This is a genomic window from Photobacterium sp. GB-50 (genome assembly GCF_003026755.1).
Taxonomy (GTDB): Bacteria; Pseudomonadota; Gammaproteobacteria; order Enterobacterales; family Vibrionaceae; genus Photobacterium.
Genome location: NZ_PYNX01000008.1, coordinates 82,401 through 105,989, shown reverse-complemented (window position 1 = coordinate 105,989; position 23,589 = coordinate 82,401). Strand labels below are relative to the sequence as shown.

Annotated in this window: 21 protein-coding genes; 15 read left to right on the top strand and 6 right to left on the bottom strand. The window is 38.6% G+C overall.

All coding sequences use genetic code 11. The features are described from left to right. The first annotated feature begins 306 nt into the window (after window positions 1-306). From C9J41_RS12325 to C9J41_RS12300, 6 genes are all read left to right on the top strand, one after another. Window positions 307-2,388 carry a methyl-accepting chemotaxis protein gene (locus C9J41_RS12325; RefSeq protein WP_107247663.1) on the top strand — a complete coding sequence of 694 codons (2,082 nt, stop codon included), beginning with the start codon at window positions 307-309 and terminating at the stop codon, window positions 2,386-2,388. Window positions 2,389-2,481: 93 nt separating this feature from the next. Next, entirely contained in the window at window positions 2,482-3,207 is a 726-nt protein-coding gene (locus C9J41_RS12320; RefSeq protein ID WP_107247662.1) for a tRNA-uridine aminocarboxypropyltransferase, read from the top strand. Window positions 3,208-3,439: 232 nt separating this feature from the next. Further along, window positions 3,440-4,348: an N-acetylglucosamine kinase gene (gene nagK / locus C9J41_RS12315; RefSeq protein ID WP_107208253.1), complete on the top strand. Its 909-nt coding sequence runs from the start codon at window positions 3,440-3,442 to the stop codon at window positions 4,346-4,348. Window positions 4,349-4,479: 131 nt separating this feature from the next. Next, on the top strand, window positions 4,480-4,809 hold the full coding sequence (locus C9J41_RS12310; RefSeq protein WP_107294643.1) for a hypothetical protein: 330 nt from the start codon (window positions 4,480-4,482) through the stop codon (window positions 4,807-4,809). A 142-nt stretch (window positions 4,810-4,951) separates the two neighbouring features. After that, the gene (locus tag C9J41_RS12305) at window positions 4,952-6,235 is read left to right on the top strand and encodes a DEAD/DEAH box helicase (RefSeq protein ID WP_107294642.1); all 1,284 of its coding nucleotides are present in this window, start codon (window positions 4,952-4,954) and stop codon (window positions 6,233-6,235) included. Window positions 6,236-6,421: 186 nt separating this feature from the next. Then, complete coding sequence (locus C9J41_RS12300) at window positions 6,422-7,738, top strand: GGDEF domain-containing protein (protein WP_107294641.1); 1,317 nt, start codon at window positions 6,422-6,424, stop codon at window positions 7,736-7,738. Between the two features lie 65 nt (window positions 7,739-7,803). Here C9J41_RS12300 and C9J41_RS12295 read toward each other — a convergent pair whose 3' ends face one another. The 4 genes from C9J41_RS12295 to C9J41_RS12285 form a co-directional block, all read right to left on the bottom strand. After that, window positions 7,804-9,216, bottom strand: coding sequence for a basic amino acid/polyamine antiporter (locus tag C9J41_RS12295; protein ID WP_107294640.1), 1,413 nt, complete (start codon window positions 9,214-9,216; stop codon window positions 7,804-7,806). Between the two features lie 194 nt (window positions 9,217-9,410). Next, on the bottom strand, window positions 9,411-9,872 hold the full coding sequence (locus tag C9J41_RS12290) for a SulA-like leucine-rich domain-containing protein (protein ID WP_107208258.1): 462 nt from the start codon (window positions 9,870-9,872) through the stop codon (window positions 9,411-9,413). Between the two features lie 760 nt (window positions 9,873-10,632). Beyond that, the gene (locus C9J41_RS21935; protein WP_199187151.1) at window positions 10,633-10,785 is read right to left on the bottom strand and encodes a hypothetical protein; all 153 of its coding nucleotides are present in this window, start codon (window positions 10,783-10,785) and stop codon (window positions 10,633-10,635) included. A 146-nt stretch (window positions 10,786-10,931) separates the two neighbouring features. Continuing rightward, the gene (locus C9J41_RS12285; protein ID WP_107208259.1) at window positions 10,932-11,651 is read right to left on the bottom strand and encodes a sulfite exporter TauE/SafE family protein; all 720 of its coding nucleotides are present in this window, start codon (window positions 11,649-11,651) and stop codon (window positions 10,932-10,934) included. Window positions 11,652-11,852: 201 nt separating this feature from the next. On the opposite strand from C9J41_RS12285, the gene bla reads away from it, so the two are divergent. Beyond that, window positions 11,853-12,740: a class A beta-lactamase gene (gene bla, locus C9J41_RS12280; RefSeq protein WP_107208260.1), complete on the top strand. Its 888-nt coding sequence runs from the start codon at window positions 11,853-11,855 to the stop codon at window positions 12,738-12,740. Between the two features lie 158 nt (window positions 12,741-12,898). Further along, window positions 12,899-13,441 (top strand): prepilin-type N-terminal cleavage/methylation domain-containing protein, encoded by a 543-nt coding sequence (locus C9J41_RS12275; protein WP_107208261.1) that lies wholly within the window; start codon window positions 12,899-12,901, stop codon window positions 13,439-13,441. 43 nt (window positions 13,442-13,484) lie between these two features. On the opposite strand, the gene C9J41_RS12270 is transcribed toward C9J41_RS12275, so the two are convergent. After that, window positions 13,485-14,348, bottom strand: coding sequence for a MurR/RpiR family transcriptional regulator (locus C9J41_RS12270; protein WP_107208262.1), 864 nt, complete (start codon window positions 14,346-14,348; stop codon window positions 13,485-13,487). A 28-nt stretch (window positions 14,349-14,376) separates the two neighbouring features. After that, entirely contained in the window at window positions 14,377-15,648 is a 1,272-nt protein-coding gene (locus tag C9J41_RS12265) for an amino acid deaminase (RefSeq protein WP_107294639.1), read from the bottom strand. A 177-nt stretch (window positions 15,649-15,825) separates the two neighbouring features. Between C9J41_RS12265 and C9J41_RS12260 the strand changes: the two genes are divergently transcribed. The 7 genes from C9J41_RS12260 (at window position 15,826) to C9J41_RS12230 (ending at window position 23,573) form a co-directional block, all read left to right on the top strand. Next, window positions 15,826-17,277, top strand: coding sequence for an amidohydrolase family protein (locus C9J41_RS12260; protein ID WP_107294638.1), 1,452 nt, complete (start codon window positions 15,826-15,828; stop codon window positions 17,275-17,277). 43 nt (window positions 17,278-17,320) lie between these two features. Then, the gene (locus C9J41_RS12255) at window positions 17,321-17,713 is read left to right on the top strand and encodes a RidA family protein (RefSeq protein WP_005368015.1); all 393 of its coding nucleotides are present in this window, start codon (window positions 17,321-17,323) and stop codon (window positions 17,711-17,713) included. A gap of 100 nt (window positions 17,714-17,813) precedes the next feature. After that, the gene (locus C9J41_RS12250) at window positions 17,814-18,758 is read left to right on the top strand and encodes a sugar kinase (protein ID WP_107208265.1); all 945 of its coding nucleotides are present in this window, start codon (window positions 17,814-17,816) and stop codon (window positions 18,756-18,758) included. A 58-nt stretch (window positions 18,759-18,816) separates the two neighbouring features. Further along, window positions 18,817-21,207, top strand: coding sequence for a family 20 glycosylhydrolase (locus tag C9J41_RS12245; RefSeq protein ID WP_233220412.1), 2,391 nt, complete (start codon window positions 18,817-18,819; stop codon window positions 21,205-21,207). A gap of 73 nt (window positions 21,208-21,280) precedes the next feature. Further along, window positions 21,281-22,327 (top strand): lactonase family protein, encoded by a 1,047-nt coding sequence (locus C9J41_RS12240; protein ID WP_107208280.1) that lies wholly within the window; start codon window positions 21,281-21,283, stop codon window positions 22,325-22,327. 100 nt (window positions 22,328-22,427) lie between these two features. Then, on the top strand, window positions 22,428-23,021 hold the full coding sequence (locus C9J41_RS12235; RefSeq protein ID WP_107208267.1) for an alpha-ketoglutarate-dependent dioxygenase AlkB: 594 nt from the start codon (window positions 22,428-22,430) through the stop codon (window positions 23,019-23,021). 144 nt (window positions 23,022-23,165) lie between these two features. Next, the gene (locus tag C9J41_RS12230; RefSeq protein WP_233220411.1) at window positions 23,166-23,573 is read left to right on the top strand and encodes a hypothetical protein; all 408 of its coding nucleotides are present in this window, start codon (window positions 23,166-23,168) and stop codon (window positions 23,571-23,573) included. Window positions 23,574-23,589: the final 16 nt, after the last annotated feature.

Sequence of the window (23,589 nt, the reverse complement as noted above, 5' to 3'; positions counted from 1 at the left end):
AATCCATTTAACAAATGCAGAAAAGGAATAAGGCATTTAATGTCATATTTTATTTCAACTTTATGCTGTATTTTGTCATATAAAAAACCATCAAAAATCCCTATATGGAATGTGAGTTAAGTAGAACTTAATTCATGTCTATTATCATTAAAAACAAGAATATTAATAAAATAAATAATTGAAATATTTCTTTAACAATTAATTATTACCTTAATGCTCCATAGAGAGTATTCATAATATTAATAATTGGTAGTTAGCATTTTGCTTTTTACTTTTCTCTCTTAACAATGTTCTGAGGATAGGTTAATGAAGCAAGCACATCGCGCAAAAAAATTATCTGTTGTTTTAAGAATTCAGTTTGTTTTAGCAATACTGGTAACAATCAGTCTTACGCTTTCTTTTTCGGGTAATAATGGATTAAATAACATGACCCGAGAGTTTGATGTATTAAGCAACCAAGCGGTGCCAGTATCATTAAAAAACGCCGCGATTGTGACAAGTGCATTAGAAGTTGAGCAAAGCTTAAGTGATATGTTGATGAGTAATAATGAACAGTCACTGAATCAAACATTTGCTATTTATAAGAATATGCATAGCCAAGGTGAAGATGCAGGTAAAGAGTTAGAGATACTAGCAAAAACTTATAAGATAAACTGGTTAAAACAATATGCAGAAAAATACTTGTCTGAAGTTGAATCCATTAATCAATTAGCGTTTGATATTTATTCCATTCAAAAAGAAATTATTCTAAATAAAGAAAAGCTAGCAACTGAGCGCTCAACGATGAACTATGCGGTTTCATCTGTTCGTTCGGAAATGAGTCGTGTTGGTATAACGTTATATTCTGATAACGAGTATGCGATGAGTAATGTCACTAACTTTTTAAATCATGCTGTAGAGTTAAGCGGTAACTTGATGCTGTTAGTAACAGAACCTGATTTGGTTAAAGCAAAGTTGATAGCAAAAGATCTTAAACGTACGAATTTATCAGGGATGAAATATGCTTGGGGTGAATTGGTACGTGAAAATGGTGCGATAAATGATTTTTCAAGCCTCACTGTGCCATTTGAAATGGTAAAAAAGTTATTTGCCAAACAGGGATATATTGAACGTTATTTAAATGTATTGAAACTCAATGAAGAACAAAGCATTAAATATACCGAAGTTAAACACCAAACTAGTTTGATTATGGATTTACTCCAAGTGATTACCCAGCAATCACATGGCTTAATTAAAAATGGTGAAAATGGTTTTACACATGCAAGCAATGATGCACGACAAATGTTCCTAATTTTTAGCATCATTGGGTTAATTATTTCAGTGCTTGCAGGAACGTGGATAAGCCGCGTAGTGAAAAAGTCGATTGAACATATTAGTGACGTTGTAAATAAAATTAGTGAGGGGAATTTAACGGTTAAGGCAAATACTAATGCTGCTAGTGAATTTGCTCAGTTAGCACAAGTGCTCAACGATCTGTGTGAACATGATAGAGAATCACTACAGCAGTTAATTACTAACAGTAATGAGTTAACCAGTGCTGCTGAATTAAGCATGCACGCTTCTACAACTTCGCGTGTTGCGCTACAAAATCAAAGTGAGGAATTGGCTGTTGTAACAACATCGATGACACAACTTGAAGGATCTATTCGAGAGATCTCGCAAAGTAGCTCTGAATCAGAAAAACAAGCGCAAAAGGCTCAACAATTAGCTTTAAATGGTGTTGGGATTATTGAGTGCAGTACTCAAGGCTTATTAGCTCTAGAAGAGCAATTCGCTATTAATGAAAAGCGAATGCAAGAGTTAGATAATTACGTAAAAGAAATTACAGAAGTCGTGGAGCTTATAAGTTCTATCGCGAATAACACTAACTTACTGGCTTTAAATGCAGCCATTGAAGCAGCAAGAGCGGGAGAACAAGGCCGTGGGTTTGCTGTTGTTGCAGATGAAGTTCGTCAATTGGCAAGTGAAACGAATCAACAAACAGAGTCTATTCGCAATACGATAGCCTCGCTTCATAAAGCGGCTGATGACGTCAATGAAGCGATGTTAGTGAGTCGTAAAGAAATGATGTCGTCTATTGAACGTAGCAGTGATGTGCAACAAGCTATCAATTTGATCAAAAATACTATTTCAGATATCAATCAACAAATGGTGACGATTGCCGTCGCGACACAACAACAAGAACGAGCGTCACAACATGTTGCCCAAAATTTGGAGCAGGTTGCAAGTCGTGCTCAACAAAATAATCACCAGCTTGATACGCTTGTTGATGAAGCTGAACGTGTCGCTGTCATCGCGCAACAACAACAAGGTATGTTGAGCCGTTATCATTTAGAAGATGAAAATGATCCCGTCTTAACATTTGAAACGCCAGTATCGACTAATTAATAATCAGAGACGAACTGGATAGAGTTAATTTTTGTATGTTGCGCATGGTATTCGGTAGAATGCGGCAGTTCATTTTGTCTCAGGTTATCCTTCATGCGCATACATGCTGTACATACTTTATATGACGAACGTTTAGCGCGTTCGACTCGTCCATTTTTAGCTCGCGGTTGTAAAGTTGAGCGTTGTCGTCAATGTATGCTGCGAACTCATCTTTGTATTTGTGAGTATCGACCATTAGCAACATCGAATGCTGCGTTTCTACTCATCATGTTCGATGACGAGATCTTAAAACCAAGCAATACAGGCCGTTTGATTGCTGATGTTTTTGAAGATACCTTCGCTTATATTTGGTCTCGTACTGAACCGAATACAGAGATGTTAGCACTGCTTAATGATCCACAATGGCAACCTTATGTGGTTTTTCCTGCTGAATATGCAGAGCCTGAACGTGTTGCCGAAAACGTTGAGCTGCCAGACGGCAAACGTCCATTATTTATCATGCTGGATGGTAGTTGGGCTGAAGCAAAAAAAATGTTTCGTAAAAGTCCTTACTTAAATAATTTCCCAGTCTTATCGATAAACCCTGATAAACCATCACGTTATAAAATGCGTGAGGCGTCTAAGGATAACCAATTAGGTACAGCAGAAGTTGCTGCTAAAATTGTTGATTTATTTGGTGAGCATGAAAATGCTGAAATGTTAGACCTGTGGTTTGATGTATTTCGTGAAAATTACATCACAGGTAAAATGAATCGACTATTGCCTGATGACTCTGCCTTAAAAACACTTCAAAGTTTTATGCTTGAGTACGGAAATTAAATGTAAACGTTACCTTGTCACTTGTTGTTAATGAGAGAGGTTGTCATTTAATCAGTGATGATTATGTAATTTAGCTAAATTATTTCTTTAAACGAGATCTTTACACCTCATCATGAGGCTAAATTTGCTATTAGTCACAGATAGAGTGGTGCTTAGTGTGGATAATTTTCAAAGTAGTGAAAGTTTTGTACACTGGTCGGGTGTTGTTGAGCATTATTTGTGAGGTTATAGGATGTACTACGGCTTTGATATCGGCGGTACCAAAATTGAATTTGGGGCATTTAATGAAAAGCTTGAGCGTGTAGCAACAGAGCGTGTGGCAACACCAGGTGATGATTACAATAAGTTAATCGATATAGTTGTTACTTTGGTTCAACAAGCCGATGAAAAATTTGGTTGTGAAGGCTTGGTAGGCATCGGTATTCCTGGTATTGAAGATGCACGAAATGGCGTTGTATTAACGTCTAATATTCCTGCTGCAAAAGGGCGCACGTTACGTGCAGACTTAGAAGCGAAACTGGGTCGTAAAGTGGCACTTGATAACGATGCGAATTGTTTTGCATTATCTGAAGCGTGGGATGATGAACATAAAGATTCGCCATCAGTACTAGGTTTGATCCTTGGTACTGGCGTTGGCGGTGGTATGGTATTTGATGGCAAGGTGTTTTCTGGTCTAAACCATGTAGGTGGTGAACTAGGCCATGCTCGATTACCGTTAGATGCATGGTTGTTTTTAGGTGAAAATGCACCGTTACTCGGTTGTGGATGTGGTCAAAAAGGCTGTATTGATAATTATCTTTCGGGTCGTGGTTTTGAATTGTTATACCAGCACTATTACGGTGAAAAGTTAAAAGCAATTGAAATTATTGGTCATTATCGTGAAGGTGAAGAAAAAGCAGTTGAGCATGTAGAACGTTTCTTAGAGTTGCTTGCTATCTGTTTCGCTAATATCTTTACTGGTTTAGATCCGCACGTTGTGGTACTTGGTGGTGGTTTATCTAATTTTGATGTTATTTACGATGAATTACCAAAGCGTTTACCTAAATATTTATTGTCTGTAGCTGTTGCGCCAAAAGTAGTGAAAGCAAAATATGGTGATGCGGGTGGCGTACGTGGTGCGGCATTCTTAAATATAAAATAATATTTTTTAGATTCAATCAAAAGGGCTCTTATAGAGCTCTTTTTTGTTAAACGAGCCTCATAATTTTACCTCTGTTTAAAATTCTTATTTTTAAATTGCTAGTATGGATATACTTCTATAAGGAAATGAATATGGATATTGCAGAGCTTGAGCAGGAATTAAAAAAAATCTCGCAGCCTTATGAGATAAAATCTTATGGTTTAGACATTAAGTTTGGCTTTCTATTAGGCCGTTTTTCAGTGTATTACGATAAGAAACGCGACGATTTACGATTTGGTTCGCCATTGAGGTGGATATTAGTTTTAATTTCATTCAGTGCATTAGGCTATCTTATGATGAGCTTCGACTATTCTCCACTAGGAGCATCTTTCCTGTTTATCACTGTGATTATCAATTTTGTTGTTGTTACTATTAGAGAACTGCGAATTTATAGAATAAAAAAACAGCTCTATATCCAATAACATCCTTTCTATAAATCTGCATTGTTGATAATTTTTATATATTGTTTCAATTGATAAAAGATCGCTTATTTCCTTTTATGGTAGACTCACGGTTCTTACTTGTATCGAAAGTTATAAGTGTTTTTACTGTTAGGAAATCATTATGTCGTTTCAATCCCTAAACCTTCATCCCAATTTGTTAAAAGCATTGACTGAATTAGGTTATTCAACACCTACAGATGTGCAGCAACAAGCAATTCCATTGGCATTGAAAGGTGACGATGTAATGGCAGGTGCACAAACTGGCACAGGTAAAACAGCAGCATTTGCACTTCCACTATTACAACGCTTAATGACGTTACCATCGCAAGCTGAGCAGGTGTCGACAGCGGTCGAAAATAATCAGAAGTCACGTAATAAAATTCGTGCTTTAATTTTGACTCCAACACGAGAATTAGCTCAACAAGTATTTGATAGTATTACAACGTATGCCAAATATACCGAGTTAAAAGTGGCGGTTGCTTATGGCGGTACGAGTATGAATGTACAAGTTAAAGCCTTAAATGCAGGCGCTGAAATTTTAGTCGCGACACCTGGACGTTTACTTGATCACGTCTTTAATGGTTCTGTCTCTTTATCTGAAGTTGAAACGTTTGTATTAGATGAAGCAGATCGTATGTTAGACATGGGGTTCATTGTTGATATTCAACGTATTATGAAGCGAATGCCGGCAGAACGTCAGACATTATTTTTCTCTGCTACTTTTTCAAAGCAAGTTAAAAAGCTAGCATTTGATATTCTTACCAACCCTAAAATGGTAGAAGTAACGCCAGCAAATACTGCTGCGGAAACCGTTGAACAAATGGTTTATCCTGTTGATAAACATCGTAAAGCTGAATTACTTGCGTATTTAATTGGTTCTCGTAATTGGCGACAGGTATTGGTTTTCACTAAAACTAAGCAGGGCTCTGATCAGTTAGCAAAAGATTTGGGTTTAGATGGTATTAAAGCGTCATCGATCAATGGTGACAAAAGCCAAGGTGCGCGCCAACGTGCATTAGATGATTTTAAATCAGGTAAGACTCGTGTATTAGTCGCGACTGATGTTGCTGCCAGAGGTCTGGATATTGAGCAACTTGAATATGTAGTTAACTTTGATATGCCTTTCAAAGCTGAAGATTATGTTCACCGTATTGGTCGTACAGGCCGAGCAGGAATGACTGGTCATGCAATTACTTTGATGAGCCTTGATGAAGAATGGGCATTGAAAGCAATTGAAGAGTTATTAGATAGCCGTCTACCACAGCAATGGCTAGAAGGTTATGAGCCTGATCCTGCATTAATAGAAACACAATCTGTTCACCGTGGTGCGGCAGCTGAAAAGCGACGAGCGAAGTCGAAAAGTAAAATCCACCAGAATAGAGGTAAGCATAGAAATCGTCGATAATATACGGTGAGGCAATAATGATAAATTCAAGATAACTTATTGTTTTATTAGTGTTAATGGTTGGCATTGGAAGTATAATAAAGCTTGCATATTAATGATTATTCTATTGTTTTAATCGATAAGCTTTGTTAGTTTTTCTACTAAATTGTATGCATATTTTTTTCTTTAATTGTCTCTGAGGTTTTCATGACAGGTTTAATAAAACCAGTCCGTTACACTATATTCTTTCTAGTGATTTTTACCTGTATTGTTTATGGGTGGTTTATGCTTGGTGGTGCAAAGAAAGAGTACATTGTGTCTCCTGTAAATAGTACATACCAAATTATTGATGATAAGGGACAGGGTGGTGCAACAGAGTCATCTTTAAATATAGATAGAAATGGTGCATTACTTGAATGTAATATCGTTAATAAAGCGCAATGGCCTTTTTGTGAAATTGCGATATCACTGACAGATTCAGTTGATAAAGGCATTGATCTTAGTGATTATGATAGCGTTGGGATTGATATTGATTATGGTAGCCCTTTAGAGGGAGAAAGAGTCCGTATTTATTTACGTAATTATGATCCAGCTTATGCGAAATTATCAGATCCAATCTCTCTAAAGTTTAATGCAATTGAGTATGCCCCAGGAGAGGATAAAGGGCTCGTTGTATTTCCTCTTCGTTCTTTCCAAGTTTTATCGTGGTGGATAGCGGATTACGAAGTGCCTGTTGATAAATCAAGTCGACAGTTTGATAACATTTCAGTCATTGAAGTTGCGACAGGCAGTTATGTAAAAGAAGCGAATTATTCCATTAAATTAAATAAGCTGGTTTTTTATGGTCAAAGGATCAGTGAACAAGCGTTAGTAAAAATATTGTTATCACTTTGGGTGGTCACAGCAATATCTTTTATCATTATTGATCGCATTTTTCTAAGAAAAAAGATTAAAGAAACGGAAGAACGTACACAACGTCTACGTGACGCTAACCGTACTTTGTACGAGAAAAGTTTGGTGTTTGAAGAATTAGCCTTTACGGATCCCTTGACGCGAACGCGTAATAGACATGAAATTAATGAATGGTTAGCAGAAGTTACAACACACTCAATTGTTAATAATATTTCTTTCTCAATGATATTTATCGATATCGACCACTTTAAGCAAGTGAATGATAAGTATGGTCATCGTTTAGGTGATGAAGTATTACGACGATTTGCAAGTTTGATCAATAAGCGTGTACGAAAATCTGACGTTTTTGCGCGTTGGGGAGGAGAAGAATTTGTGATTTTCTGCCCTGCAACACCTTTAGGTGCTACTGCTGAACTGGCTGAATCAATACGTGAATGTATAGAGAGTGCTGTCTGGGATAACGGTATGAAAGTGACTTGTAGTTCAGGTGTAGCAGAACTTGAGAATGAAGATTATAGTCATTTTATTGAACGTGCTGATGAGGCATTAATGAAAGCTAAGGAGCGTGGTAGAAATCGCGTTGAGATAGCTTGGAATGAACGGCAGTTATAAGTTAAATAGAGGATGTTAAAAAGCCGTGTTGATTTTATTAACACGGCTTTTTTTTGAGTTGCAATTTAGATGACTAACTTGCCTGTTGCTAATAAGTAGATACCAAACGCTGAAATGGTAATCAGAAATAAAACAAAGTAGATTTCTTTACCTACAAAAATAGGCTTATTTTGCTCTCGTTTTGCTTTAATAAAGAAAAACACCCCAGGTAAATACAAAATTGCAGACAACAGTAAATGGTGCAAACCAGATGCGTAGAGTAGCCAGATACCGTATACGGTTGCAAAGATACCAACCCAGAGTAAAGAACCTCTATTTTTAGTTTGTATCGCTATTTTTAACGTATAAGCAGCAACTAAAAAGTAGGGGATCAAAATCATTTCAGAGGCAATGACCAAAATGCTATTGTAGGTTCCACCTGCAAAAGTCACTACAAATAAAGATACCTGAATACAAATAGTCGTTAGGTTTAATGAAGTAACGGCAGTACCGGCTTCATTTTGTTTCTTATAAATTTTAGGAAATACATTATTATTAGCGGCAAGGAACGGTGCTTCTGTTGCTAAAACCGTCCAGCTAAGGAAAGCACCACATACAGAAATAAGTAAGCCACAGCCAATTAGAACGGCTCCCCACGGTCCTAAAATGTGTTCTAATATTTTAGCCGTTGATGGATTTTGTAATTTTGCGAGTTCAGGAGTGCTGATAATACCCATAGAAAGAAGCGTTACAAAAATATAGATAATAAGCGCTGTTAATAGACCGAGAATTGTTGCTCGGCCAATATCTTTCCGATCGCGAGCTCGTGATGAAACAACGACGGCACCTTCAACACCAATAAATACCCATACTGTGATTAACATAGTCGATTTTACTTGATCAAGTAGGTCATGTTTGGAACCAAACTCAATGCCAGTAAAATCAAAAATGAATGTGTGCCATTTGAAGGCAAGCATGGTAAAGAAGACAAATAAGAATAGAGGTACTAATTTAGCGATGGTTGTTACCATATTAATTTTTGCTGCTGTTTTAACACCTCGCAAAATTAAGAAGTGGACGAGCCATAAAATAATAGAAGCGCCAACAACAGATTGCCACGTATTACCAAGTCCAAAAATAACATCATTAGGTTTATCGAAAAACATGCCTAATGTGCTAAAGACAATCACTAAATATGAGACATTTGCTAGCATTGCACTTAGCCAGTAACCCCATGCGGAACAAAATCCGATGTAGTCACCAAAACCAGCTTGCGCATAGCCAAATACACCACTATTAATTTCAGGTTTTATAATTGTAAGGTATTGAAATGATAGGGCGAGAAAGATCATGCCAATACCAGTGATCATCCATCCTATCATTACAGCCGCTGGACTTGCAACGAGTGCCATATTCTGAGGAAGGCTAAATACGCCGGCACCAATCATTGAGCCGATCACGAGTGCTGTTAGCGCCCCTAATCCAAGCTTATTATCCATGTTGTAACCTAATCTTTAATTATCATATATATAAGATTATATGGTCTTTTTATGTACCTAAAAACCATTATCTTAATAAAATGATAGTTTGTATGTTTATTTGGGATGGAACAAGGGGAATTATTTAAACTTATTAACGTTATCCTCATTAAAATTACGTCACTGTAACCATTTTGTTACGATCCTAGTCCATGTTAATGCACAGTTAAGTGGGTTGTTGTATTTTTATTTAGTACAAATGCCATCGCATGTCCGCTGGTCGCTGCAGAGTATATAAGGGGAGTATCAAATTGTTCGATTTCACCAGCAACAATAACAGCACTGCAATTTCCCATTTCTAATGCCTTCACCATTAAATTATGTTTACTTTGATGAACAGGTGTTTTTAACAGCAAGACCTTGTTGATGTCGATACCTGCATTTTTTAATAATGACTTATCGATTAAGGCATCATAGCCAATAAACATGATCCAACGATTTTCACTATTCGCTTTTTTTAATAGTCGTAAGAAATAGGCTAATTGAGTTTGCTGCTCTGCACTATAACTCACTTCAATTGGTTGTCCGACCGCAGCAGAAAGAGGTTGCTGGGTTGAATCTGCTGCAAATGTTGACTTGTAAACTTGTGAAGCAGTAATTGATGAGTGGTAGTTCATTAGTGCTTTCCTTAACTAGTGGTTATATATACATACTGTATGTGTGTACAGTAGTTTTATTTAGCTCCTGATGCAAGTGTTTTTTGTGTGATCTTTTTATATCTTGTGTGGTTTTTTATAGGTGGCGTTCGAATTAAAATTAATTTAAATATCTGATTTTAAATGAATATTTAAGTGTGTTTTATTTGTGTTATTTTGTTTTATGAAAACTGAAAATTATCAATAGTTAAAATATTGCGCTATGTCACAGGTGTTTATACAGTAATTCATACAGTGTTTTGTACAGTGGTTGGGTTAAAAACAGTTACAGTATTAAATCGGTTAATTGACTGTTGAGGCTGCTGTGGATGATTAATCAGCGTAATTAATGTAGTAATGGGAATAGAAGATGGCTCTGTGCGCATTCGTCACGGTATTGCCTATAGCCGATGCATAGTTATGTGGATTGTTGGTTTGTTATTAATCTAGATAAAAGCATTACCGATAGGACATTTATGTGTATTTAGAAAGGCTTGCAAGAAGGTTAATAGGTTAATGAGATCTAATGCGGGAGAGGCGATTACTTACTTTTGTAGTCTCAGGTGATGGGAAAATAACATAGTTAGGATACGCTCTATGCATTTACCCTAACTATAATTATCAATTGAATTGCCAACATATTTTCAGATAAATAAAACAATAGTTCTTGAATAGAGTTGGCTTGATATGATGAGAGAATTAAGCACCTATTATTTAGATGCTTAATTCTAAAGTAACTAGACTATAAACAATATGCGACAATCGCTTTTTCGTAAGTAAAGCCTGTGTCATTTTCAACCCAGCACTCAATACAGCTACCTTCAATATCATCTGCCGTGATGCAGTCTTCAACAATACCGAACTTTCCATTCGTTAAGGCAACAACAATATCCATATTATACCTCTTAAATAACTGATAAAAATTAATGTTTGTTAACATATGTTTATCAAGTTGTATCGGTAATGGTCAATCATTTTGTTTGGTTTAATTGATACTGTGGGTACTAATCTTAGTGATATGTGATATTGAGTACATATTTACTAGTGGATACTTTCATAGATGGCAATGATACCGCAAATTAAGCACAGGATAAGAGCAGCGTAGCGTATTTTTTCTTTCGGCAGAGACTGGGTAGTCTTGAGCGCTAACCAATATCCCAGCCATGCACTTGGGATTAAAGGGAGGGTTATCCAAAGTTTATCAAAAGAAAGAAAGCCGACAGGAATTTGTGCCGCTAAAGAAACAATAGAACTAAAGACAAAGAATGCTGATAGGTTACCACGTAATTGATTGGCTTCTTGATGTTGCAACAATATCGCCATTGGCGGCCCACCAATGGCGGAGCTTGTACCGAATAAGCCTGAGAAGAAGCCTGCAATAACCATTCTACGAGGCGTCGGTTCAATCCGATAAGGTAAGATACTCACAACCACTGCAAGTAGTACCAGTAAACCAATCCACAATGTTAGGACATGAGCCGAAACATAAACAAGTAAAGCCGCACCTGCAATAGAGCCAGGTACCCGCCCTAAAATGGCCATTTTTAAACCACCAAGTTCAATACTACTGCGATGTTTTAAGGCGTTAAGTAATGAGATAAATAATGCAATAAGGCAAATAGGGGCAGGGACGTATTGTGGAGCATAAACAATTAAAATAGGTGCAGAAACAATCGCTAAACCAAAGCCGATAGCTGTTTGGACATAAGATCCGACAAAGATTGCTGCAATCGCAAGTAAGGTGGTAGGTTCAATAGTCATTATATTTATGTAGTAGCTTGAATATGGGTGGTTACGGAGATTATGTAAATACTAAATCAAACTAATACTAATAATGCATAAAGTAAAATAGTAAATGAAAATATAGGTGGTTATCCAATTTTAATTAACTTTATATCGCAAACGTTACTTTTAATGGATTTTTTTACTGATAAAATGTGAAAGCTATTATCAGAGGTGTACATGCGTTATTTATCAAAAAAAATATCAAAACACATTATTGGTTCAGTATTAATGGGCTCTCTTTTGGGCTTTTCTAGCGTGAGCCTAGCGGAAAACATCACAGTTAATTCAGCAATTGAACATGCTGAAAAGCAATTAGGTGCAAGAATTGGTGTCTCAGTCGTTGATGGCAAAGGAAAGCAGTTGTTTGGCTATAACAGCGATCAACGTTTTCCATTAATGAGTACCTTTAAAACACTTGCTTGTGCAAAGTTACTACATGATAACCAAATCAATGATGGCATGATGGATAAAACCTATCTGATCAACGCCGATACAATTTTAGATTATGCGCCAGTATTTCAAGACAAAGTCGGCACAGAGGTGTCATTAAAAGACGCGTGTTTTGCCACCATGACAACCAGTGATAATTCAGCGGCGAATTTAGTACTAAGTCATATTGGTGGCCCAGTAGGCGTAACGACATTTTTAATTGATAGTGGTGACAATGTAACAAGGTTAGATCGTATTGAACCATTACTCAATGAGGCAACACCAGGTGATGAGCGTGATACCACTACACCTTATGCAATGAATAAAACGATTAGCAATTTAGTATTAGGTAATGCTTTAAATGCGTCTTCAAAACAACAACTGAAAGACTGGATGAAAGCCAATAAAGTTTCAAATGGCTTGTTGCGTTCAGTCTTACCAAAAGGGTGGGAAATTGCAGATCGCTCAGGCGCTGGTGGCCATGGTTCACGTGGTATTACTGCTGTGGTATGGAACGAACAAAAACAACCGTTAGTGATCAGTATTTATCTAACAGGTACTAAAGCGAGTATTCCTGAGCGTGATAAAGAAATAGCTCAAATTGGTCAGGCTATTTTACAGCATTTTGGGGCTTAAAACACAGGAATACGAAAGCACAATGTAATTTATGTTGTGCTTTTATGATCTATTGATATTGCTAACGTTTTTCCAACACTTTGTTTGCTATTCATTGCTCAGTCAATAGGATGGAAATATACGACACAAAAAACTGATGTACATAAAGGATAACGATAGTGAAAATTAGAGGGTTTAGTCTTATTGAACTAGTTATCATCATCGTTATTGTTGGAATTATTGCTGTTTTCGTCGCCCCTAAGTTTTTAAATATCAGTAGAGATGCTCGCATTGCTTTATTAAAAGGAGTGAAATCTTCACTGATAACGGCAAGTGATTTTGTCCATACGCGCGCCATAGTTCTTGGTGTTGAGCATGATCCTAACAAGTCAGTGATAGATGCAGGTGATGTTGATATTGAAATTGTTATGGGTTATCCAACCGGGCATTGGATGCATAGCATGCGTTACTTATTGACCTTGAATGATGTAATGTATACCAGTGGTAGAGATACCCAATGCCAGGCTGAGTGGTGTGGTTTGGGTAATCAAGGTACAATACCTAGTGGTCAAATCTCAGCATTACCAGCAGGCAATACCACACCTAAAGTCGGTAAAATATTTCCTCGTGGTTTTAGTTATAACGATCAGTGTGGCGTTTACTTTGTAAATTATTACGATGGTGAACCACCTGTTGTCGGTATTGAAGATAAAGATTGTTAACCCAGTATTTTCCCTTTAAACAGCCACATAGATATTTCTCTTATTAATCTCCAAGCGGTTGTCGCTCTAAGCCACCTCGATGAGCATCAAGGGCTATTTTTAACCGTCGCAGTTTGTCTCTTGAACGTCGTTTGTTTTTAACCGCAATAGCCATTGATATGACATCAACCAGTGCCAGCATGGCATAGCGTGATGCTGATGGTTTATAGATAAAGTCTGTTTCTTGATGTTTAATTTGTAGCACCAAACTAGCTAGTTCCGCGAGTGGGGTATTATTCGGGGTTATAGCAATAATCTTTAAGCCGTACTCTTTGGCTAACTGCGCGGTTTCAACCACGATTGGTGTGTAACCAGTAGATGAAATCATCACCAAAACATCATTACTTTCGGCGGTTGCGGCTATCATTCGTGACAACAACCCATCGTTGTAAGCCACAACAGGGTAGCCTAACCTAAATAAACGGTGCTGCATTTCTTGTGCGGCAATTGTTGAACCGCCGCCCATTCCAATAGCGATGACTTGCCGAGCGTTGTGTAACCAATCAGCAGCGGTATCAATATCTTTTTCGACAATTAAACTGCGGTTTACATCTAACGACTGTTTGATTGATTCATAAATACCTTGATAACCACTTTGATCTGGTGGCTCTAGAATAAATCGCTGACCGACAGATAAGCTTTGCGCGAGTTTAATTTTCATGTCACGCACGTTCTTACATCCAATCGCTTTAGCAAAACGAGTAATAGAAGCTTCACTAACATCAGCGCCTTGTGCTAATTCAGTAATACTGGCATTGGCTGCGCTTTGGATGTCATCCATGATCCATTGTGCGACTTTCTTTTCGGCATCACGAAGGGCATTATAACGCTCTGTTATTTGAGAAATAATATCGACATCTACACTCATATTGTTTTCCTCTTGTTAATTAGTGCGTTTAAAACCATGTTCTTACCCAGTGAGTGACGCGATCGTTATCATCAGATACTGCGACAGCACGCCATTTATCAAAGGTTAGACAAGGGTGAGAAGTTGAAAATACGAGGACATCACCTACTTGTAGATCGCAATCACTTGAAACAGAGAGAAAAGCATGTTGATCCATCACAGCCGTTGTTTTTACCTGATCAAAAACAACAGGTTCACCATTACGATAAGCGCGTTCAAGAATAGGTAATCCTGCATCAAAAGCAGCATCACGCTTGCCAAAGCCGACAATCACTTTATTCGGCTCTGGTCGAGAGACCACATAAGCCCAAAGCTCCAGTGCTGATGCTAAATCACCACCTAAATCACATGCTATTCCCTGATTTTTTTCAGCACGCTGCATGACTTGATGTTGCGCATCAAGATAAATGCCCGTGTCATGGATGGCATAACAACCGGGACGAATAACAGCCTCTAACTCTTGCTGCTTATTAAAACATTCAGCAACAATGTCATACCAAGCAGAGCCCGCACCTGTGACTAATGGCATTCCTTGAATGAGGTGTTCTTGCTGTAATTGGATGGTGATTGCAATAGTACGATTGAGAAAGTCTCTGACTCGTTGTTCTGCATCATCGCCATGAATAACCCCTTCGTAGACTTCAATACCTCTTAAGTTTAAGTGGGGGCTTTGGTGAATAAGTTGAGCTAACGCCATGACTTCTTGCGCTGTACGACAACCACAACGACCGCCATCAACACCCATTTCAATTAATATATTCAGTTTTTGATCATGGCTGGCAAAGAAGTCTTCCAAGGCTTCAACATTGCGTCTTGAGTCGACGCAACAATAAAAGTCTACATCATAATCTTTGATTAATTGCGAAATGATCATCATGTTTGCGCGACCCACTAATTGATTCGCCATAATGATATTTTGTGCCCCACTGAGTACGGCTATTTGGGCTTGAGCAGGACTTGCAATAGTGATGCCCCACGCTCCATGTTCAAGTTGTTGGCGGAAAAAGGCTGGGGTCATGGTCGTTTTACCATGAGGTGCCAATTTCACGTTATGGTGATTCGCAAATTGTTGCATCCACTGAAGGTTATTATCCAGTAAAGAGGCTTTGATCACCGCAGCAGGCAAAGCAATCTCTTCATCGATTAGGCTGTAATGCCGGTTTGACTCAGTCGTAATAGGCTGAGCTTTTTCACCGAAATCTGGGGTGGTAAAGCAGTTATCATGATAGTTTTTATCGTATTCAAAGAGATTATTATCCATGCATCACCTTTTCTAACATAAGTTAAGTTGTTGATACTTATTTTATAAATGTATAAAAGGGTAAGTTACGTGTTAGAAACTATCAAACAATTGTTACCTTTTTGTGTGTTTTATCACTGATTAAAATCCGCGTTTCTTTACTATGTCTGTATCTTATAAATTTAGAGCGTGCTCAATATGCTGTGCGATACCATCATTAAAAAAGCAGTCATTGTTGACGGTACTGGCGCGGCATCGTTCATTGCGGATGTCGCTATTTGTCAGGATCGTATTCAAGCGATTGGTCAATTAGATGGTTATGACGCTAAGCAAATTATTCACGCTGAAGGATTGGTGTTGTCTCCGGGTTTTATTGATGTACATACCCATGATGATACCAATGTGATCCGTGCTCCTGAGTGTCTTTCTAAAATTAGCCAAGGTGTCACAACCGTGATAGTGGGTAATTGTGGCATTAGTGCGAGCCCGACTATTCTTAAAGGCGAGCCACCTGAGCCGATGAACTTATTGGGAAAAAAAGACGATTTTCAATATTCAACCTTTGGCGATTATGTAAAGGCGGTGCAAGCTGCGGAGCCAGCAGTGAATGTTGCAGCCTTGGTGGGGCATACCACATTACGCAATAACGTAATAGATGATTTGCAACGTACTGCCACAAATGAAGAAATTGAATCTATGCGCGAGAGCTTAGCTCAAGCGATGAAGCAAGGTGCATTGGGATTAAGCTCCGGTTTAGCTTACCAAAGTGCAAAAGCTGCCACCGCAGATGAAGTCATGAGGTTGGCGACAGTGCTAAGTCAATATGGTGGTATATATACAACCCATATGCGTACAGAGTTTGAAGCGATCATCAGTGCGATGGAAGAAGCCTTTGAAACAGGAAAGCATGCGCAAGTACCTGTGGTTATATCTCACTTAAAATGTGCAGGAGCTGGTAACTGGGGGCGCACGGTAGAAGTGTTATCCTTGATGGATAAAGTCTCAGAATATCAAGATATTGCTTGTGATTGTTATCCATATTCAGCCAGTTCATCAACGCTAGATTTAAATCAAGTTACGGATGATTTTGATATTTTTATTACTTGGTCAGAACCCAAACCAGAACTCGCAGGTAAAACCCTAAAGGTGATAGCTGAAGAGCTGAATCTTTCATTATTAGAAGCAGCAAGAGCATTACAACCGGCAGGGGCTGTTTATCACTGTATGGATGAAGACGATGTAAAACGAGTTTTAAAATATAAATTGACCATGGTGGGGTCTGATGGCTTACCGAATGATCCGAAGCCACACCCTCGTTTATGGGGAACGTTCCCGCGAGTGTTAGGTCAATACTGTCGTGAAGAACAGTTATTTTCATTAGAAGAAGCGGTTCATAAAATGACGGGAATGTCGGCGAATCGATATCAATTAAAAGATCGTGGTGAAATAAAAATAGGGGCGTTTGCCGATTTAGTTTTATTTGATCCTGATACCATAAAAGATACAGCCACATTTCAAAACCCAATATCTATTGCTAAGGGTATAGAAAGCGTCTTTGTAAATGGACAATTAACCTATTCAAATGGCAACGTCAGTGGCAAAAGGAAAGGCGTATTTTTATTTAGAAGTAGCACCCAAGAAAATAATTAAAAAAACATATTTAAAGAATAACTAGTTATCGGTGGAGAGTCGTATGTCAATCAAACGTTATGGTGTAGAAGGTGGGGTAGGAACTGGAGGTCAACACTTGCCATTTGCTCGCGCAACTGAGGCTGGAGGGTTTCTTTATGTCTCTGGTCAAACACCGATGATTGATGGTGAGGTAGTAGAAGGCGGAATCGTTGACCAGTCTCGTTTAGCGATCCAAAACTGTATCGATATCATGGACGAAGCAGGCTATACCCTTGCCGATGTAATGCATGTAAAAGTCGTGCTTACTGATGCTCGTTATTTCCAATCATTCAATAAAGTGTTTCGTGAATTTTTTGGTGAACATCCACCAGCACGTATTTGCATGGTGTGTGATTTGGTTGTTGATGTAAAAGTCGAAGTCGATGTGACTTGTTACCGAGAAGACCGCCGCTAACCCTAGATTTAAGCTTTATTTGGAGTGCCTAAATGCCATCTCTTCGATTATTTAGGCGCTCTTTTTTTATTTATATCATTACATATCGAGTTTTCAATTGATGCTTAACTCCGCTGAAACCAAGATTGCATTTTTTGGTGAGTGTATGATCGAACTAAGCGGCGATCCTATTCGTAAAGGCTTTGGTGGCGATACATTAAATACTGCGCTTTATCTTTCACGATTAACTTGCCAGCACTCAGTACATGTTTCTTATGCGACAGGATTAGGTGTCGACACATTATCTCAAGAGCTGCTGGAAACATGGCATCTAGAAGGAATCCACACCAATTTAGTTGAAATCTTCGCTCAGCAATTACCCGGTTTATACATGGTACAAACGGATAAAACGGGTGAACGGAGTTTTCTCTATTGGCGAGATAACTCGGCAGCAAAACGCTATTTCTCAACCTCATCACTGAATAAATTAGAAATTGCATTACAAGATAAGCAATACGATTACTTTTACCTGAGCGGTATTAGTCTTGCCATTTTAGACCAAGCAAGCCGCTTGCGACTTAAAAACCGGCTTGAAGCTTTTTCGCAAACAGGTGGAAAGATCATCTTTGATAATAACTATCGCCCTCAATTATGGTCGAGCGAAGAAGCGCAACATTGGTATAGCCAAATCTTACCGCTGGTTGATATCGCGTTAATCACACAAGACGATGATGTATTGGTGTGGGGAGATGATGAAAGCGTTGCTGCTCGTTGTTTACGCATGGGCTGTCATGAAATAGTGATAAAACGAGGGAGTGAACCTTGCCAGCTTATTTGGCGCCAAGATCAGCTTGTTCAGCGTGCTGATGTTGCGACAGAGCAGGTGAGTAATGTGATTGATACTTGTGCAGCAGGTGACTCTTTTGCTGCGGGCTATTTAGCTGGGCGAGTTACAGGGAAAAGCCATCAAGACTCAGCAACGTTAGGACATGCTTTAGCGGCAATTGTGATCCAACATTCAGGCGCCATTATCCCCAACGATATAATGCGACATTTAATTTTATAATTACCTGAGATCATAAAAATGTCTTTCCTTGTTCCACGTTTCTAATGGTTGCATAGCAATGACGCCAAATAGCGATTTAAATTTAATGCCTTATCCACAGAGAGTGGAGCGTAAACAAGGCATAGTCACGTTGGATAAATCCTTTGCTATTTATATCAAAGGTTACGATTCGCCTCGTGTACAATTTTACGCCAAAAGAATCATGGAGCGACTTTATCGTCAGACAGGGTTGCCCATGTTGAACTGGCAAGCACAATCTGAACAAGACGCGACGTTAGTGATTAATATTCATCATCGCCCCAAATCAGATGTTCAGAATATAGATAGTGACGAGTCTTACACGCTTGGTGTTGGCAACGGTAAAATTGTGATTAATGCAGCGCAGCATTATGGTGTATTTCGTGGCTTAGAAACTCTGCTTCAAATAGTTTCTACGGATGCTACTGGTTATTTTTTTCCTGCTGTTTCTATTCAAGATAGGCCACGCTTTCCTTGGCGTGGGGTATCTTATGATACTTCAAGACATTTCATTGAGCTTGATGTGATCCTTCGTCAATTAGATGCAATGGCATCAGCCAAACTCAATGTTTTTCACTGGCATCTATGGGACGATCAAGGCATACGTATTCAACTCGATAAATACCAAAAACTTTGGCGTGACACTACTGATGGTGATTTCTATACCAAAGCTCAGATTCGTCAGGTTGTTGATTATGCCTGTAATTTAGGTATTCGTGTTATTCCAGAAATATCATTACCAGGTCATGCATCTGCGGTGGCTCATGCTTACCCTGAATTAATGTCTGGCATAGGAAAGCAACAATCCCCTCAGCAACGTGGATGGGGAGTATTTGAACCTTTAATGGATCCTACTAATCCAGAACTTTATGCAATGCTAGCGAGTGTGTTTGATGAAGTTGTTGCCTTATTTCCTGATGAGTATTTCCACATAGGCGGGGATGAGCCTAACTATCAACAATGGCGTGACAACCCGAAAATTCAGCAGTTTATTAAAGAGCATCATATTGATGGTGAACGCGGTTTACAGTCTTATCTTAATACTAAAGTAGAGCAGATGCTGGCAGAGCGCGGTAAGAAAATGATCGGGTGGGATGAAATTTGGCATAAAGAGTTACCCAAATCGATAGTGATCCAAAGCTGGCAAGGTCATGACAGCATAGGCCGTGCCGCAAAAGAAGGGTATCAAGGTATTCTTTCTACGGGGTATTACCTTGATCAGCCACAACCGACAAGCTATCACTATCGAAACGATCCTATGCCTAAAGGGAGCACGGTGGATGACAAACTTCGTCAAGGCGAGGTATTCGAGACTTATGATTGGGTAAAGCCAAGAAGCAAAGATGGCCCACGTAAAGGTAACTTAACTATTATTACCGCTGCTGATGGCAGTTATCGGGCGTTTACAGACTACAACGGTAAGTCTCGTGAAGAGGTATACATTCTTGTGTATGTGCCAGGCGTTAAATTCCGAGGTTATTTCGATAACTTCATGTCATACACCGAATTTAATTACGATTTTGCCAATGACAAACTTGCAGACAGCAGTTATCAGTTAATCGGTAATGTGCGCTGGCCTGCAACAGGGCAACTTATTGCAAGTAGTGATATAAAAGGCAGCCAGATCCCAGAACCTAATGGGGGCTATCCAGCAGAATTAACTGAAAAAGAACAAGCATTGATTTTAGGTGGTGAAATCACAATATGGGGCGAAAACCTTGATTCTATGACGATTGAGCACCGTTTATGGCCGCGAAGTTACGCAATTGCAGAGCGTTTGTGGTCAAGCCAAGCGTTAACTGATGAGCGCAGCATGTATAAGCGGATGAAAGCAATCGATACGTGGTCAGAGATATCTGTTGGGTTACGCCATCATGCAGATGCAAACATGATGCTAAAGCGTCTTGCTAATGGTACTGATTCAAGCCCGTTACAAACCTTAGCCAAGTACGTTGAGCCAGCCCAATATTATGCACGTCATTGGGAAAAGTGGAATTCGACACCAACGAAAGGCGATTTATATAACCAGTATGAGCGTTTAAATCGCTTTGCGGATGCATTGCCTGTTGAAAGTTTGGCAGTGTATGAGATGAACGATCTGGTTTCACGTATTAATAAGGGGGATATGTCAGCCCTTGCTACGCTAAATATGCATTACTTAACCGTTAAGTTAGCCGCGCAGCAAGCAAAACCAATTTTTGCTAACAATATTGCTGCTGTAAATACTCTGCCGATGACTGATGCTGTTATAGCGGTTGCAGAACTCGGTATGAAACTGATTGATAAAACTAAACAGGGATGTCAGTTATCAGAGCAAGAGGTAGCGGCTTATCATCAAATTATTGATAAAAATGCCGTCATATTTGACGAAACCATCGTTGCTATCGTCTCGCCAACTAAGCAGTTACTTCACATTTTAGAAAATCATTAAACGAAGTCGTTGCCGTCTGATTATTCAGGCGGCATTTTAATGATTGATAACGGATTTATTTATGAAGGTTTCCATGACAAAACAATCCCCCTTACATTTTTATGTAGGTACTTATACCGATGCACCGAGTGATAGTCATGGTGTTGTAGGCATTTCCCTTGATCCTCAATCTGGCGTATTAACGTTAAACAATGAGATAGTGCCAGATACGTTGCAACAACAGCATAATCCATCTTATCTTGCTGCGACTCAAAACGGGTTATATACCTTTAATGAAGTTGATCGACACAGTGGTGCACAGCTTCATTATTCTGATCATCAAGCGCGTTGTTCTTTAGCTATTGCTGGGGATTATCCTTGTCATATTGATGTAAAAGATAAGCTTTTGGCGGTGGCGAACTATGGTTCAGGTAATGTCACTGTTTATGGTTTAGATGAAGAAGGTCAACCGACAGAGTGTATCGCAGATTTATTTGTTGATGGCTGTGGACCAAATGTTGATCGTCAAGAAGCCCCTCATGCACATCAAGTTACATTTCTAAAGCATACCAATCAGTTAGCCGTTGTTGATTTAGGCAGTGATTGCGTTTACTTTTACGATTATGACGTAAACACATTATCATTTGCCTTAAATCAAACACTAAACATGCCAGCAGGATCAGGCCCTCGACATCTTGTTTTCAGCCATGATGAATCAATCGGCTATGTTGTGTGTGAACTGTCTGAAACGCTTGTGGTGATCACAAAACAAAATGGCTGCTGGGAGCAAGTATCACAACAAGCACTGCTTGCTAATGAAGAAAATAAACAAGCGGCATCTGCTATTTACTTATCACCAGATGAACGCTTTTTATATGTTTCTTGTCGTGCTCAAAACAAGATTAGTTATTTTAATGTAGACGGTGAAAACGTCACTCAATTAGCCGCTGTTGATTGTGGCGGGGCATTCCCTCGTGATTTTGTGATTTCCCAAAATGGCGAATGGTTGCTGGTGGCGAATCAACATTCTAACGATATTGTTAGCTATCACCGTAATGTTGAGACGGGTGATATCACAGCAACAGGTTATCGTTGTAATGTCGGTGCACCTGTGTGCCTTGTCGAGATGCTTTCACGATAATCAAATTGATCTTAACGTCTTAAAAGCCATAGTGTTGACTGTGGCTTTTTTGTACCTTAAAAACGTATAACTTGTTGTTAAATGAATTTAGGAAAACACGATGGATTTGTTTGCTGATCAAGGGGAGTGGATAACAATCAACAATGGATTACTCTATTGGCATCCACAGTTTTTGAATTTACAGCAGTCTGAACAGTATTTTCAGCAATTGAAAAACGAACTGAACTGGCAACAAGAACACATAACGCTATTTGGTAGGTCAGTGCTTCAGCCGAGGTTACAAACATGGCTCGGTGATGCTGTTTATACTTATTCAGGGCTTACCATGCATCCACAACCTTGGACATCGGCAATATTAGATCTAAAAGCACAGTGTGAACAGCAAGCGAAAACGTCGTTTAACTCAGTGCTTGGCAATCTATACCGTGATGGAGAAGATTACATGGGGTGGCATCAAGACAATGAGCGTGAATTAGGTCATCAACCTGTTATTGCTTCTTTAAGCTTTGGTGTAACACGGCAGTTCGTGTTTAAACATAAAACCACTAAAGAGAAAATTGCCTTTCAATTAACACCGGGATCTTTGCTGATAATGGCAGGAGAGACCCAGCAGTATTGGCAACATGCACTACCTAAAACTAAACGTGTCAATGAGCCACGCATAAACTTGACCTTTCGTTATATTAATCAGTAATTGTTTGTACGGTCACGTTCGATTGTAATGACTATCATCAAAACGTTCTAATTTGATAACTCACTCTAATTCATCAATTATTACAATCACTATCTCCACCTCCACCTTCACAGGATAGGCTTATTGACAATAAGGGAGGGGGATATGTATTTTTTCAATTTGAAAGCTTTGTTGCTTGATTTAAAACACAATAATGTCACTGAGCGGAAATCTGCGTTGTATGTTTTGATTCCGACTATTTTGTTGATGCTGTATTCGTATTACTTACCACAAACAGATTCATTAGAGTCACTTGCTGATGACGTAATGATTATAATTAACTTTATTATTTTATTTATCGTCAATGGCGGAAATAACGGAAAGAACTTTTTAATTAAATACTTTTCGTTAAATTGGGTTGTAGGCTGGCGAGTTGCAATCTTTTATTTAATTCCATTTGCGTTTGTATTTTTGGGTCTTATGTATTTTGTTTTTCCTGATTCTTTAAAACATGATACCTACGGCTTATTAGTATTTGGTATTGCTTTTGAAGTATTTTATCTTTTTTTATGATCAAGGCATTTAGAGC